General features: G+C 62.1%; 12 protein-coding genes and 1 riboswitch. Of the genes, 8 read left to right on the forward strand and 4 right to left on the reverse strand.

The features are described 5' to 3' along the window. Positions 1–32: 32 nt before the first annotated feature. From ACIOTN_RS12780 to ACIOTN_RS12790, 3 genes are all read right to left on the reverse strand, one after another. Positions 33–866: an ABC transporter permease gene (locus ACIOTN_RS12780; protein ID WP_105656450.1), complete on the reverse strand. Its 834-nt coding sequence runs from the start codon at positions 864–866 to the stop codon at positions 33–35. Further along, a complete protein-coding gene (locus ACIOTN_RS12785; RefSeq protein WP_105662293.1) occupies positions 859–1,635 on the reverse strand; it encodes an ABC transporter permease in 777 nt (258 codons plus the stop codon). The genes ACIOTN_RS12780 and ACIOTN_RS12785 overlap by 8 nt, the downstream gene beginning before the upstream one ends. A gap of 90 nt (positions 1,636–1,725) precedes the next feature. Next, positions 1,726–2,730, reverse strand: coding sequence for an ABC transporter substrate-binding protein (locus ACIOTN_RS12790; RefSeq protein WP_181149070.1), 1,005 nt, complete (start codon positions 2,728–2,730; stop codon positions 1,726–1,728). A 200-nt stretch (positions 2,731–2,930) separates the two neighbouring features. On the opposite strand from ACIOTN_RS12790, the gene ACIOTN_RS12795 reads away from it, so the two are divergent. From ACIOTN_RS12795 to ACIOTN_RS12805, 3 genes are all read left to right on the forward strand, one after another. Further along, entirely contained in the window at positions 2,931–4,439 is a 1,509-nt protein-coding gene (locus tag ACIOTN_RS12795; RefSeq protein WP_402735454.1) for an aldehyde dehydrogenase family protein, read from the forward strand. Between the two features lie 57 nt (positions 4,440–4,496). Further along, positions 4,497–5,558, forward strand: coding sequence for a CdaR family transcriptional regulator (locus ACIOTN_RS12800; RefSeq protein ID WP_402735455.1), 1,062 nt, complete (start codon positions 4,497–4,499; stop codon positions 5,556–5,558). A gap of 291 nt (positions 5,559–5,849) precedes the next feature. After that, the gene (locus ACIOTN_RS12805; RefSeq protein WP_402735456.1) at positions 5,850–7,211 is read left to right on the forward strand and encodes a GntP family permease; all 1,362 of its coding nucleotides are present in this window, start codon (positions 5,850–5,852) and stop codon (positions 7,209–7,211) included. 75 nt (positions 7,212–7,286) lie between these two features. On the opposite strand, the gene ACIOTN_RS12810 is transcribed toward ACIOTN_RS12805, so the two are convergent. After that, positions 7,287–7,661, reverse strand: coding sequence for an SdpI family protein (locus ACIOTN_RS12810; RefSeq protein WP_181148779.1), 375 nt, complete (start codon positions 7,659–7,661; stop codon positions 7,287–7,289). 274 nt (positions 7,662–7,935) lie between these two features. After that, positions 7,936–8,025: riboswitch (SAM riboswitch) on the forward strand. Positions 8,026–8,092: 67 nt separating this feature from the next. On the opposite strand from ACIOTN_RS12810, the gene ACIOTN_RS12815 reads away from it, so the two are divergent. Genes ACIOTN_RS12815 through ACIOTN_RS12835 form a run of 5 tightly spaced genes read left to right on the forward strand, consistent with a single transcriptional unit; the run spans position 8,093 to position 14,189 of the window. Next, positions 8,093–9,133, forward strand: coding sequence for a substrate-binding domain-containing protein (locus ACIOTN_RS12815; protein ID WP_105656443.1), 1,041 nt, complete (start codon positions 8,093–8,095; stop codon positions 9,131–9,133). Then, positions 9,117–10,655 (forward strand): sugar ABC transporter ATP-binding protein, encoded by a 1,539-nt coding sequence (locus tag ACIOTN_RS12820; RefSeq protein ID WP_402735457.1) that lies wholly within the window; start codon positions 9,117–9,119, stop codon positions 10,653–10,655. The genes ACIOTN_RS12815 and ACIOTN_RS12820 overlap by 17 nt, the downstream gene beginning before the upstream one ends. Next, positions 10,652–11,653 (forward strand): ABC transporter permease, encoded by a 1,002-nt coding sequence (locus ACIOTN_RS12825; protein WP_105656441.1) that lies wholly within the window; start codon positions 10,652–10,654, stop codon positions 11,651–11,653. The genes ACIOTN_RS12820 and ACIOTN_RS12825 overlap by 4 nt, the downstream gene beginning before the upstream one ends. Further along, positions 11,650–12,753, forward strand: coding sequence for an ABC transporter permease (locus ACIOTN_RS12830; protein WP_402735458.1), 1,104 nt, complete (start codon positions 11,650–11,652; stop codon positions 12,751–12,753). The genes ACIOTN_RS12825 and ACIOTN_RS12830 overlap by 4 nt, the downstream gene beginning before the upstream one ends. Beyond that, a complete protein-coding gene (locus tag ACIOTN_RS12835) occupies positions 12,753–14,189 on the forward strand; it encodes an LLM class flavin-dependent oxidoreductase (RefSeq protein WP_105662298.1) in 1,437 nt (478 codons plus the stop codon). The genes ACIOTN_RS12830 and ACIOTN_RS12835 overlap by 1 nt, the downstream gene beginning before the upstream one ends. The last annotated feature ends 120 nt before the right edge of the window (positions 14,190–14,309 follow it).

Below are 14,309 nucleotides of genomic sequence, written 5' to 3' on the forward strand. Positions count from 1 at the left end.
TCAGAAGATGGAAGGTCGGACGGAAACGGAGGCTACTGGGCGCCGGAGGCGTGGTACCAGCGCAGGATCCGTTTTTCGACGAGCACGAAGAGGATCGAGATGATGTAGCCGATGACACCGACCAGCAGTGCGCCGGCCCATGTCTCCGGAACCTTGAAGGTGGCCGAGGAATTCAGGATGTAGAAGCCCAGGCCTTCAATGGAGGCGAACATTTCCGAAACCACCATCACGGTGATGCCGATCGGCAATGCGACGCGGATACCGGCCACGATCTGCGGGGTGGCACCGGGCAGGATCACGCGGCGGAAGTGCAGGCCCCGGGGAATGCGGTAGACCTTGGAGAACTTGCGCACCGTTGGCTCGATGCCCAAGATGCCGTCGATGGTGTTCAGCAGGATCGGCCACATGCAGGCGAAGGCGATGGTGCCCATCTTCGGGCCCTGCCCCATGCCGAAGACGCCGATGATCATCGGAACCAGTGCTGCCTGCGGGACAGCGCGGAAGAAGTGGATGATCGGGTCAACGATCTTCAGCAGCAACGGGACTTCGCCCAGCAGCAGTCCGCCGCAGATGCCGAAGAAGGCAGCCAGGGCCAAGCCGACAAAGAGATTGGACAGCGAGTACCAGGCGCCGGAAATAATCACGCCGTTGCCCAGGTCGCGGACCAAGGCTTCGAGGATGGACTCCAGCGAGGGGATGAAGAAGTTCGTGGAGTTTGCCGAGCCGAACCACCAAGCCGCAACCACGGCAACGATGAGCCATGAAGAAACCAGTATCTTGCGTCCGGCGGCCGCCGAGGAACTCGGAGCCTTGGCTTTCGAAGCGCGTGATGGCACTGCGGGGGCGTTCAAAGTTGCGTTAGTCATCGTTCTGCCTCTTCCACTTCAGCAAACGGTTTTCGGCCTGTTGCAAGAGCAGGGCGATGGCCCATCCGGTCAGGCCGGCGAAGAACAGGTAGGCGAAGGCCAGATCCCAACGCTGCGCCTGCTGCATCAGCGTGATCTGGCGTCCAATGCCTGGTGCCTGGGAGATCACTTCAACGCCCACCGCCACCAGGATGGCGATGGCCGAGGAAATGCGCACACCGGTCGCGATCAGCGGCAGGGCAGAAGGCAGCAGGACCTTGGTGAAGCGCAGCATCGGCGGGATGCGGAAGACGGCGACGGTGTCGGCAACCGCGGCTTCCTGGCGGCGTGCACCGTAGATGGTCTGGATCAGCACTGGCCACAGGCAGGACAGCGCGACGACGACGATTTCCATCATGGTGTTCGAGCCGAGCAGCATGATCACTACCGGCATCAGGGCCAGTACCGGGAACGAACGGCCGAAATCGATCAGAATCGAGGTGGAGTTGTCGAGGAAGCGAACTGATCCAATGACCAGGCCCAGGACGACACCCACGACCGAAGCAATGAGCCAGCCGGTGAGGGCTGCGAGCAGGGTCTTGCCTAGCCCGCCCCAGAAGGCCGCTTGGCCCAGGGCTTCGGAGATGGCAGAGAAGATCTTTTCCACGCCGGGGAGCATGGAGGGCATGGTTCCTGAGGCGATCACCAGTTGCCAGATGCCCAGCGGGGCGGCGATGGCCACGATGCGCAGGGTCCAGAGCAGACCCGGTGAAATCGTTGACTCTTTCATGGGAATCCTTGAGTAAGCAGTTGCAAGCTAGGGGTGCTGGTGGCGCCAGCGCAGGGGATGGCGCCACCGGTGGGGCGAAGAGGACGTGGGCTACTTGGCGTCTGCCGAAGCCCGGGTAGGGGCTTCGTCCCAGAGCACATCTTCGACGATGACCTTGTTCTCGACCAGGCCGAAGTGGACCATGGCATCGATGCCGGATTGGGCTTCAGCCACGTTGAAGGTGACGTCCGCCGGGACGAAGGTCTTGGGCGCATCGGCTACATCGATCTGGTTGGCTTCGGCGTGGACCTTGCGGACTTCCTCCAGATTGGCCGGGTCCGAGTAGAACTTCACGGCATCCTGCATAGCTGCGTCGAACTTCTTGGCGGTCTCGCCATTCTGCTCCAGCCACTGCTTCTGCACGGTCCAAACGGTTACCGGCATGCTGGACTGGAATTCCTGTACCGGGTTGGAGATGGTCTGGTAGCCCTTCTCCAGCATCTGGTGGTAGAAGGAGTCGGCAGGCACTACTGCATCCACGGTGCCTTGTTCCAAGGCCGCTTCCATGCCCGCGTAGGGAACAGCAACTTCAGTGACTTCCTTTTCCTTCACGCCGGCCGCTTCCAATGCCTGGAGCACGGGGATGTCGCCACCGGACTTCACGCCAACTACGCCAATGGTCTTGCCCTTCAGGTCTGCCAGTTCCTTGACCCCGGACTCCTTGGCCACCATGACGCCGGAGTTGTCGGCTTCCGGGTCGACCATGCCGTTGCCGCCAATGACCTGGATCGGAACACCTTGGGAGAAAGAGGTGGCGACGTTGATCCACGAGCCGATGGCAACGTTCACGTCACCGGAGACCACCTGGGCCAGCAGGGCGGCGGGGTCGGCGCCATTGACCAATTCAACGTCCAGGCCCTGGTCCTCGAAGTAGCCCTTCTCTTCAGCGATGCGGGCGGTTTCGAACTGGATCGGAGCAATGGCGACGCGCAGCTTCACCGGGCCGTCGGCGCTGGCCTCCTCGCTGGATCCGCACGCGGCCAGGGTGCCGATTGCGAGGGCAGAGACTGCGAGGCCGGAGAAGGCCTTCCGTGCAAAACGTCGTTTCGTGACCATGGGGATCTCCTTGAAAGCTTGGTGCCTAGGCGAAGGCTGCGAGTTGTCGACCGGGGTCGGCTCCCGGAAGAAGAAGTACATTGAGCATCAAAATGTATTCCTTGAATCACAATATATCTTTAGTATGATTGTGTGGCAAGACTCACATTCAAAATGATGCCAACGACGAAGCGCGCCGGGCAGACCAGGAGATACATTCCATGACAGCAACAGATCTTTCCGCCGTTCCGCTGGCTCAGCAGCTTCGCGCCGCTTTGGCGGCCACGCCCCTTCCGCTGGTGATCAATGGCCAGGAGGTCGCTGGCTCGGGGGAAAAGCTGCCGGTAACCGATCCCTCCACTGGCCAGCTGCTGACCGAGACGACGGCTGCCACCGCAGCGGACATCGACCGCGCAGTAGCTGCCGCCCGTGCAGCGTTCGAGTCCGGGCCCTGGGCAGAAATGACCCCGGCAGCACGCCAGCGGGCGCTGCACCGCTTGGCTGACGCATTGGAAGCGAACCTCGATGAATTGGCTACCCTGGAGTCCCTGAACTGCGGGAAGCCCTTCAACGTCGCCCGCTTTGGCGAGCTGCCCGCGGGCATCGAAACCTTGCGCTACTTCGCCGGCTGGGCCACCAAGCTCAACGGCGAAACCCGCGAGATTTCCCTGCCAGGAACCTGGCACGCCTATACCCAGCGCCAAGCCTTGGGCGTGGCCGCACTGATCGTGCCATGGAATGTCCCCTTCACCATTGCGCTGTCCAAGGTGGCTCCGGCGCTGGCGTCCGGTTGCACCGTCGTGCTCAAGCCCGCGGAGCTGACCCCGCTGACCGCCGTGCGCATGGCGCAGATTGCGCTTGAAGCAGGCATCCCGGCCGGTGTGCTGAACGTTGTCCAGGGTTTGGGGCCGGTGGCCGGCCAAGCGCTCGCCGACCATCCGGATGTCGACAAGCTCTCCTTCACCGGATCCACCGCGGTAGGCAAGAAGCTGCTGGCGTCGGCAGCGGGCAATCTCAAGCGGCTGAGCCTTGAGCTGGGCGGCAAATCCCCGGTGGTGATCTATCCCGACGCGGATCTGGACAAGGCCATTCCGGCCGCGGCCATGAGCATCTTCGGCAACTCCGGCCAGGTCTGCGCGGCAGGGTCGCGACTGTATGTCCACGAAGACATCGCAGACCAGGTCATCGAAGGCATCGCCGGATTCGCGAAGAGCCTCAAGCTGGGCGCTGGCCTGGCAGACGGAACCCAGCTGGGCCCGCTGATCTCCCAGGTGCAGCGCGAGCGCGTGCTGGGGTACATCGAGGCGGGCATCGCTGATGGCGCGGAACTCGTTGCCGGTGGCTTGGCCGAAGGCGGAGAAGGATTCTTCGTGCAGCCGACCGTGCTGAAAAATGTCAGTCCGGACATGTCCATCGCCAAGGATGAGATCTTCGGGCCGGTGCTCTCGGTCAGCACCTTCGGCGACGAGGATTCGCTGGCTGAGGTGCTGCGCCGGGCCAACGACACCGACTACGGCCTCAATTCGGTGATCTTCACCCAGGACATTTCCCGCGCGTTGACCTTCGCCAAGAAAATCCAGGCCGGCAACGTCAGGGTGAATACCGGTGCCGGCATGGATGCGAACATGCCGTTCGGCGGATTCAAGCAGTCGGGGTGGGGCGCCGAAAATGGCCGTGAAGGCATCGAGGCCTACACCTCGCTGAAGTCGGTCACCGTCAAGCTCGACTAGCGGCAATGTTCTATTCCGGGACTGCTTTGCGCAGTCCCGGGCCGTTAGGATGAGCTCATGAGCGAAAAGGAGCAACCCCGGCTGGCTAGCGCGTTGGCGCAGAAAGTCGTCGACACGATTGCGCCGACCATCAACCGCAATGTGAACATCATGAATGCTCACGGAGTCATCATTGCTTCTACGGATGCTGCGCGTATCGGTACCCACCACGACGGCAGCGCAGAGGCGATCCGACGCAACGGCATCATCCGTGTCAACCAGGCCGACGGCTCGGCCGGAACCCAGCCAGGGGTCAATGTGCCGCTGGTGCTGAACGACCAGCTCTGCGGCGTTGTGGGCGTGACCGGAGCTCCCCACGAGGTGGAACCGCTGGCCGGCCTGATTGCATTGACCGTTCAATTGCTCTTTGCCCAGGAACGCGAGCACTCTCGCAGCGCGCGGCGCGAGACCGAAGCCCGCGACATTATTTCTGCGTTGATCGCCGGTCGCGTTGCACCTGAAGTGATCGACCGCTCGCTCGCAGCGCATGGTTTGCGCGGGCCGAAATGCATTGAAGCTTGGCTGCCCCGAAGCGTAGGGGATCCGTCGCTCGAAGAGCCGGCGAAGGATCATCACCGCACGTCATGGATTAGCCTTTCCGGCGCGTACTGGAGGCTTTGCGCTGCCAGCGAGACAGCTTTCGCTCCCGAGCGCATGGACCAGGAACGTTTCCTGGTCTCCGCGCCTGTCGAGAAGGCCGAGGATCTCATGGCCGAAACCGAAGTGCTGCGCGTATTGGTGGGCTATCCGGCACTCGTGCCATCCCACGCGCGGCGCCGCATGTGGAGCCGGGAAATTGCTGTGGCTATCGCCCGCACCCCAGCCCGCAGCCTGGACCATGCAGCTGCCCCAGCGATGCAGCTCAATGAGGAACAAGCCAGAACCCTGCTGGTCGTTGCGACAGCTGCTTCGATGAGCCAAGCGGCCACGGATCTGCATATTCACCGCAATACCTTGGTGCAAAGACTTGAGCGGATAAGCCAGGTTAGCGGCGTCGATATTCGGCGGTCCAGCGAATCCCTGAAACTCCAGCATGCCATCTACGCGAGAGTGGCCTTGGGCCAGCTGCATGTTTTCTAGGCCCTGGAAACTAGGGGAGCTGGCGCCGGGGCTGGGAAGGGTGGGATGTTTGCACACATTGGCTCTTTCGAACCCAGGCAAATATGGTCGTGTGCCCATAGGTATTCGGGGTCACTTTTCCTAGTATTGGCAGGATGATCGATCTTTGCGCCCGAAACCGGGGTGGCACGGTGGCATCTAGCCCAACGGGCAAAGCCTTGAGCGGCTTTGCCGACAGGGCTGGTCCACCCGTTGAGCCATTGCGGGCTGGACGCAGAGAACTACCGATATTGGCAAAGGAGCCAACCCGCCGTGTACGAACTGCTAGTTCTGCTGATCCTTGTTGTGGCCATCGTGATGGTCACAGCACGCTTGAAGATCAGCCCATTCCTCGCCCTCGTTGGCGCCGCTATCCTGGCGGCCTTCGCCTACCGGATTCCGCTGGCCGACGTGGCTTCGACGGTCACCACGGCTTTCGGCAGCACCATGGGAAATATCGGACTGGTGATCCTGTTCGGAACAATGATCGGTGTCATCCTGGAGAAATCCGGCGCCGCGATCTCCATGGCAGATGCGCTGATCAAGGTCCTGGGTACCCGGTTCCCCAACCTCACGTTATCGATTATCGGCTACATCGTTTCCATTCCGGTCTTCTGCGACTCGGGATACGTGGTGCTCAACTCGCTGCGCAAAGCCATCACCCTGCGTACCGGGGTCTCTGGGCTGGCAACTTCCATCGCCCTGATGACCGGCCTGTACGCGACCCACACCATGGTGCCTCCAACTCCGGGCCCGCTGGCCGCAGCCGAAAGCATCGGCATTGCCGATAACCTGGGCTTGATCATCGCTGTCGGATTGCCCGTTGCGGCCATCTCGGCACTTGCCGGCTTGGCCTACGCCAGCCGCTTCAACAAGTCCCAATGGACCCCGTTGCCAAGCGACGACCACAATGACATCTCCGAACTCGACTATGAGCAGCTGCGTGCAAGCTTCGGAAAATTGCCCAGCCCGGCGCTGGCCTTCATGCCGATCCTGGTTCCGCTGGTGCTGATCTGTGCCGCATCCATTGCGAAGCTGCCCTCGCACCCGATGGGCGAAGGCGCTGCCCTGGAAATCCTTTCCTTCCTGGGGACGCCAGTTATTGCGCTGATCTTCGGCTTGATCTCATCGACTTTTCTTTTGAGCGGTGGCAGCAAGCTGGCGGTCTTCAATGAGCAGATGAACGAAGCTGTACGCACCGCTGCTCCGATCTTGCTGATCACCGGTGCCGGCGCCGGCTTCGGGGCGGTCCTGGCCGCGTCGGATCTGACCACGATTCTTTCGGATTCACTCAGCGGACTGGGCTTGGGCCTGGCTGTGCCATTCCTGATCGCCGCTGCACTGAAGTCCGCCCAGGGCTCGTCCACCGTCTCAATGGTGACCACTTCCGCGCTGGTCGCTCCGATGCTCGGCTCCCTGGGCTTGAGTTCGGAGTTGGGCATGGTGCTATCCGTATTGGCAGTAGGCGCCGGTGCGATGGTTGTCTCGCACGCCAACGACTCCTACTTCTGGGTCGTCTCGCAGCTCAGCCGCATTCCGGTGATCACCGCCTACAAGACCCTGAGCGTGGCTACCGCCATCCAGGGCACCGCGGGGTTCCTGACTGTACTGGTCCTGGGAGCCGTACTGCTTTAGCAGCACGCCTTCCAAGAAAGCAACGGATCGCGCCATCGGCAGATGGCGCGATCCGTTGCTTTAAGCAGTGCTGGATTAGCCCAGGCCTGCCGCCGGGAAGCTCCGCGCGGCCTTATTCGCTGTGGCAGTCGAGATCACCAGCAACGCGATGGCGGCCAGGTAGCCGGTTCCGGTCGCGGCGAAGGCGAAACCGAATTGGCCCAGCAGGCAGAGAACTGCTGCGCTGGCCAATGCCGCCCAACCGGCCCAGGAAGCCGCGGCAAGCAGGGGCGCAGCCTGCTGATGCCCGGCGAACCAGGCGTCATCGCTGGCCAAGGTGTGGCGCGTCTTGATGCCGATCGCCGCATTGCGAGCGAGCTTCCGGTCCCGTGCCATCGGGGCGAGGAACGCTGCGACCAGCGTTATGCTCAGCAACCCGAACATGAAGGCAATCACGCCTGCTGGATCCACTTGCCGCCTCTTCTGCCGATTGATCTTGAATGGCCATTCTATGCGGTCGCATGGAAGTGCCCTGATCCACGCTGTGTTCCCAATCGATGCCTGCGGGAACGTTCTTGAGATCCAGTTCCGGCATGCCAATTGCGTCATGCGAAGGTCATATGACGTCTTATCTGCCCGTTTTCCGGCAGGGCGAAGGCGCGAAGATGACGTATTTTGTCCTGCTGTTCCTCCGCATGACAGCGCCCTTCCCGAGGACCTGCCAGTAATGCTTGACTCGGAGCACAACCCATCCAGAGCGGCTGAGAGACCTGGCTCCGAGACGCCGCAGCAAGCCTGCACCAGCAGGTAGTGCTAACGCCAGGTTCGATGGAACTCCCGGGTCTAGAAGCATGAACTTCTGTTCGGGATCCCTCGTTCAATTTGTCTAAGAGAGGGACGACATGACTCGTACTCGTCCGAACGCCTTGAAAGTTCTGGCTTCAGCGATGGCGGCAGCAACACTGCTGACTGGCTGCTCGCTGAAAGAACCACGGCCGGAAATAGCGCCGGTTGTGGCGCAAAGCAGTAATCCGCAAGCCGAGCATAAGCTCGACAACGTTCCTTCACTCAAAGGCAAAAAGGTCGGCATCGCGGCCAAGGATATCCTGCACGACTACTCGCGCGTGGTCTACCAGCAGATCCAAGAGCGCATCAAAGAGCTCGGCGGCGAGGTCATCGCTACCCAAGCCGAAGCCAAAGACGAGAAGCACGTCTCTGACGTAGAAAACCTGATCACCCAGTCGCCCGATGCCATCGTGGTGATCCTGGGCGATGCCCAAACGCTCACTCCTGCCTTGGCCAAGGTGGACGCCGCCGGGATCCCGCTGTTCACCATCGATTTCCAAAGCGAATACTCGAAGAACAACGTCACCAGCGACAACTGGAACGTCGGCACCACGCTGGCTCGCACCATGGCTGAAGACCTCCACGGCAAGGGGAAGATTCTGGTCTTCAACGGCTTCCCCGGTGTGACTCCCTGCCGGATCCGCTACAACAGCCTGAACCTGGTGCTGGAAGACTACCCAAATATCGAGAAGATCACCCCGGAACTCCAGGACAAATACGAAGGCACCATCGAGGATGCCAAAAACCAGATCCAGGACCAACTGCGCAGGCTGCCCGAGGGCGAAGTTGACGCGATTTGGTCCTGCTGGGACATGCCGCTGATCGGTGCCGCGCAGGCCATCGATCCCACTGGTGGCGACATCAAGCTGTATGGAGTGGACGCAGAGCCCGGGGCCCTGGATTTGATAGCGAACCCGGACAGTTCATACCAGTTCACCGTCGCTCAGCCCACCAAGCAGATTGCCGCTGCCTCGGCCACTAATATCGCCCTGTTCCTCGATGGGCAAACCGATCTGGTTCCGAGCACCAGCTATGCCGAGCCAATTTTTGTCGACAAGGACAACGTGAATCAGGTGCGCCATGACAACGGAATCTAAGGAACTGCTGAGCATGGCCGCCATCAACAAGTCCTTTGGCACGGTCGCCGTGCTCGACCATGTGCACCTGCAGCTTCGGGCCGGAGAGGTTCTGGGCCTAGTGGGCGAAAACGGAGCTGGAAAATCCACCCTGATCAAGATACTCACCGGGCTGTACACCCTGGACTCGGGGCAGATCGAACTTGCCGGCCAGCCGGTGCAAATTCGCCGGCCTGCCGATGCCGAAGCGCTAGGCATTGAAGTGATTCACCAGGACCGCCATCTGGCCGGCCGCTTGACCGTCGCCGAACAGCTGTACCTGGGCACCGCGAAGAGTCGTGGGCTCTGGCGCCACGAGCGCACCGCGCAGGCAGCAGCCCGGGCGGATATTTTGCGAACCACCGGCCAGGAGCTGGACACCGGTGCCTTCGTTGATGAGCTCAGCGTTGCCCAGCAGCAGCTGATCCAGATTGCCCGTGCCGTACTGGCCGAACCCAAGGTGCTGATTCTCGATGAGCCGACGGCACCGTTGGCCAATGATGAAGTTGAACAGCTCTTCGGCACGATCCGGCATCTGCGGGACCGCGGGGTAGGGATCATTTTCATCTCGCATTATCTCCAGGAACTGCGGCAGATCACCGACCGGATTACGGTGCTGCGCAACGGCAGAAATGCCGGTGACGCCAGTTTCGCGGACGGTGACAGTATCGAAGATGTCATCGGCTTGATGCTGGGCAACCAGGTTAACGAGTTCTCGCACCAGAGGCGCGAGCCGCCCGCCGTTCAGGGCGAGCCTGCCCTTGAACTGGTGGACCTCTCGGTGGCCGGAACATTGAGCGGCATCAATATCTCGGTGGCGCCCGGAGAAATCGTGGCCGTCACCGGATTGGTGGGATCGGGGATTGAGGTGCTCGCCGACGCGGCCACCGGCAATCGTGCGCATACCGGCTCGGCGCTGCTGCACGGCCGGCCGGTGGCATCTGCGGCGGACTTTGCCGCCCGGGCAGGCGCCTACGTCCCGTCGAACCGGCATTCAGATGGCATCTTCCTGCGCAACACCGTGCGCGAAAATATTGCAGCGGCCAGCCTGCGAAAGCTTGGCCGCCGCCTGGGCTTGTTGAATGCGCGCAAAGAGCGGGACACAGCCAGCGAACTGGTGCAGCGCCTGGATATCCGTCCGGCGAATCCAGGAGCCGTGGCTTCGGGTTTGTCCGGCGGCAACCAGCAGAAAGCGGTATTGGCCCGCTGGTTGGCCAAGGGATCGGACGCGCTCGTCTTTGACCAACCCACCTCGGGCGTCGACGTGGGAAGCCGTGCGCATATCTACGCGCAGATTTCCCAGTTGGTCCAGCAGGGAGCCGCCGCGCTGTTGGTCAGCGTTGACCTGGAAGAAGTAGTGGGACTGGCCGATCGAGTGCTGGTGCTCTATCGCGGTCGGATCATCGCCGAACTGCCGTCGAGCGAGGCGAGTACGGAAAGAATTCTTCACTTGGCATCCAGCGGCCAAACCGCCGGAACATCACGCGAAGAGGTCAAAGCATGAGCGCCACCCTTGTTCCGGTCGACGAAGCACCTGCGCCTGGCGCGTCCCGCACGAAGCCGAGATTGGCGGCCTGGATCGGCTACGCCGGCATCACCGCGGTGCTGCTGCTCTTTGCCTTCGGTTCCCCATTTTTCTTGACGGCTTCGAATATCGCCACCATCCTGACCCAAGCGTCGGTCTTCGGCATTGCCGGGGTGGGGCTGGCCATTGTGATCATCGCTGGCGGCGACGACGTGCTCAACGGAGGCATCGACCTGTCCACCGGCGCGGTGGCAGGACTAGCCGGAACGGTGACCGCGCTGGCCGCGGCTGCCGGAACCCCGGGCATGGTCGCGGTGCTCTACGGGGTCCTCGTTGCCACCGCGATCGGCGTCGTCAATGGCCTCTCGGTCACCTTGGGCCTGCGTCCGCTGCTGGCCACCTTGGCCACCATGGGGGTGGCCGCTTCGCTGGAACTGGTCTTCAGCCAGAACTTGAAGATCGCCGTTACCGGTGGCTTCTTCGAAGCGGCGCGGGGCAGCGTGCTCTTCGGCATCCCATTGGTGGCCTGGCTTATGGCGCTCATCGGGGCAGCGGTGTGGTGGGTATATGGCAAAACCAGCTGGGGAGTGAATTCCTATGCGGTTGGCCAGAATCCGACCGCCGCGCAGGTGGCGGGACTTGACCCGCGCCGATACCGGCTAGCTAGCTATGTGCTCAGCTCGGCGTTGGCTGGCCTGGCCGGAACGCTGCTGGTGGCAAGGCTTTCGGCCGCCGTTCCAGGCATCGGAACCCAAATTCTCCTGGACATCATCCTGGTGGCCTACATGTCCATGATCTTTTCGCGCAGGCGGCTGGTCAGTGTGGTCGGCACCGTTCTGGCCGCGGTATTTGTGGCCGCCCTGGATAACGGATTGACGCTGCTGGGCGTGGCCAGCCAGTGGGTGGGTGCTGCCAAGGGCCTGCTGATCCTGCTGGTCTTGGCCAGCGTGACCCTGCGCGGAAGGAAGAACCGATGAGCACCATTGAAACCCTGGCCGCACCCGTGGAGCCGAGCCCCGGACCGGTCGCAGCCTACAGCGGAAAGAAACGCGGCACGCTTCAAGCATCGAGGCTGGTGGCTCCGGGTACGTTGGCCCTGATCCTCATCGTGTTCTCGGTGCTCAGCCCGGTGTTTTTCACCGTGGGAAACCTCTTCGGAATCCTGGGGCAGGTGGCTTTGCTCGCCTTGGCCGCCATCGGGTTGACCCTGGTGGTGCGCGCCGGAGGCATCGACCTGTCGATTGGCGTGGCCCTGGATCTGGGAGCCTTGGCCAGCGCTTGGCTGATCCATGACGGCTACCGTGCGTGGGTGGCCGTGGCCGGCGGGCTGCTTTGCGCCTTGGCGGTGGGAGCGGTGAATGCGCTGCTGATCGTGATCCTGCGAATCCCGGCTTTCCTGGCTACGCTGAGCGTGTGGTTTGCCGGCACCAGCGTGCAGCAGCTGCTCACCGGCGGCGGCGCACCGATCTACCTGTCGGCGCCCCTGGTGCCGGACGGTTTTGCCGTGATCGGGCGCGGATACTTCCTGGGCATTGACGCCGCCATCGTCAACGCGGTCTCCATCTCCCTGGTGGTGGCCCTGCTGCTTGGCATCACCCGCTACGGGCGGAAGCTGACCATGGCAGGCGAACAGCCGAGCGCCGCAAGAATATCTGGCCTGCGGACCAATGCGCTGATCGCCAGCGCCTACCTGTTGTGCGCGGTGATCGCCGGATTCGCCGGAGTGGTGCTGGCGGCACGCTCCAACGGATATGTCCCGGGCAGCGGACAGGCCTATCTGATGGATGCCATTGGCGCGGTCTTCATCGGGGCAACCATCAGCCGCTACGGGCGAGTGTCCGTGGGCGGAACGCTGATCGGCGTGGTGATTTTTGGCCTGCTGGATAACGGGCTGAACCTGATTGGCCTGTCCTTCTTCTGGCAAGACCTGGCCCGAGGGCTGGTTCTCCTGTCCATCCTGCTCGCCGCCGTGGTGCTCGGGAGGGCCAAGAGTCGGCCGGCCACCGGCATCTTCGCGCTATTGCGCACGACCAAGCATCAGGCACTGACGAACACCGCGAAGGGAAACAGAAAATAATGGGCAAGCGCATCCACCTTAACGCCTTTGACATGACCTGCGTCAGCCACCAGAGCCCTGGGCTGTGGCGGCACCCGCAGAATCGAGCCGACGAATACAACACCCTTGAATACTGGGTGGATCTGGCCAAGACCCTGGAGCGCGGTGGCTTTGATGCCCTGTTCCTCGCCGATGTACTTGGCATCTATGACGTGTACCAGAATTCCAGCGGTCCAGCCTTGCTCGATGCCGACCAGGTGCCACTGAACGATCCCTTCATGCAGGTTTCCGCCATGGCCGTGGCCACGAAGAATCTCGGTTTCGCGGTGACCAGCGCGCTGACCTATGAGCAACCCTACGCGCTGGCCCGGAAGTTCTCCTCGCTGGACCACCTCACCCGCGGGCGCATCGGTTGGAACGTGGTGACTAGCTACTTGGAGTCGGCGGCCCGCAATCTGGGCATGGCCAGGCAGCTGGATCACGACGCCCGCTACGACATTGCCGATGAATTCATGGACGTGGTCTACAAGCTCTGGGAGGGATCATGGGAGGAAGACGCGGTTCTCAAGGACCGCGAACGTGGCGTCTACACCGACCCTTCCAAGGTGCATCCGATTAACCATCACGGCCAGTACTTCAACGTGCCGGGCATCCATCTTTCCGAGCCTTCCATCCAGCGCACCCCGGCGATCTTCCAAGCGGGCGCTTCTTCGCGCGGCCGGCGCTTTGGCGCGCAGCATGCCGAGGGCATCTTCCTGAATTCGATCAATACCGCGGTCACCCGCCGCCAGACCGATGCGATCCGCGATGAGTTCGAACTGGTGGGTCGGCCCCGGGACGCCGCCAAAATCTATGCGCTGATGACCACTGTGGTGGCTGATTCAGACGCGCAGGCGCAGAAGCTCTACCGCGAATACCAGTCCTATGCCTCGCGCGAAGGTGCCATGGCATTCTATGGCGGGTGGTCGGGCTTGGACCTGAGCCAGTACGCGCCGGATGAGGAGCTGCAATATCTGGAAACCAACGCGGCGCGATCGGCGGTATCGATTTTCACTACAGCGAATCCGCAGCAGAAGTGGACCCCGAATGCCATCGCCGACTACCTCGGAGTTGGCGGCATCGGACCGGTGCTCGTCGGTTCGCCGGAAACCGTGGCGGACGAAATCGAGCGTTGGGTGGATGAATCAGGATTGGACGGGATCAACTTGGCCTATGCCATCACCCCAGGTTCCTTCGAGCAGTTCACCGATCTGGTGGTTCCCGAGTTGCGGAAGCGCGGAAGAACTTGGGCAGGATACGAAGGCAACACCCTGCGCGAATATCTGGCGGGTCCCGGCACGACGCGAGTGGCTGACGATCACCCTGCAGCCGCCTATCGCGGGGCTTATGCGGGAAAGGCCTCGGCAGCGGAATCCGAAGCGAGCCAAACACCTGAAGCTGTACTAGGCGCCCGGTGACACATGAGGAAATATGACGGCCACTGAGGCCCCTGTGAAGGCCTCGAAAATGTCGATTCATGACGATGTTCCGTCCTATGACATCTTCCCTGCCAAGCGGAGGCCGTCGGTGCTTCACTG

Origin of the sequence: Glutamicibacter sp. NPDC087661 (assembly GCF_044743275.1) — a bacterium.
Taxonomy (GTDB): domain Bacteria; phylum Actinomycetota; class Actinomycetes; order Actinomycetales; family Micrococcaceae; genus Glutamicibacter.

What these genes read in the sequence shown, in the direction of transcription:
- ACIOTN_RS12795 (WP_402735454.1), top strand. Translation starts at nt 2,931, where the DNA reads ATGACAGCAACAGATCTTTCCGCCGTTCCGCTGGCTCAGCAGCTTCGC.
- ACIOTN_RS12825 (WP_105656441.1), top strand. Translation starts at nt 10,652, where the DNA reads ATGAGCGCCACCCTTGTTCCGGTCGACGAAGCACCTGCGCCTGGCGCG.
- ACIOTN_RS12780 (WP_105656450.1), bottom strand. Translation starts at nt 866, where the DNA reads ATGACTAACGCAACTTTGAACGCCCCCGCAGTGCCATCACGCGCTTCG.
- ACIOTN_RS12815 (WP_105656443.1), top strand. Translation starts at nt 8,093, where the DNA reads ATGACTCGTACTCGTCCGAACGCCTTGAAAGTTCTGGCTTCAGCGATG.
- ACIOTN_RS12820 (WP_402735457.1), top strand. Translation starts at nt 9,117, where the DNA reads ATGACAACGGAATCTAAGGAACTGCTGAGCATGGCCGCCATCAACAAG.
- ACIOTN_RS12790 (WP_181149070.1), bottom strand. Translation starts at nt 2,730, where the DNA reads ATGGTCACGAAACGACGTTTTGCACGGAAGGCCTTCTCCGGCCTCGCA.
- ACIOTN_RS12785 (WP_105662293.1), bottom strand. Translation starts at nt 1,635, where the DNA reads ATGAAAGAGTCAACGATTTCACCGGGTCTGCTCTGGACCCTGCGCATC.
- ACIOTN_RS12835 (WP_105662298.1), top strand. Translation starts at nt 12,753, where the DNA reads ATGGGCAAGCGCATCCACCTTAACGCCTTTGACATGACCTGCGTCAGC.
- ACIOTN_RS12830 (WP_402735458.1), top strand. Translation starts at nt 11,650, where the DNA reads ATGAGCACCATTGAAACCCTGGCCGCACCCGTGGAGCCGAGCCCCGGA.
- ACIOTN_RS12800 (WP_402735455.1), top strand. Translation starts at nt 4,497, where the DNA reads ATGAGCGAAAAGGAGCAACCCCGGCTGGCTAGCGCGTTGGCGCAGAAA.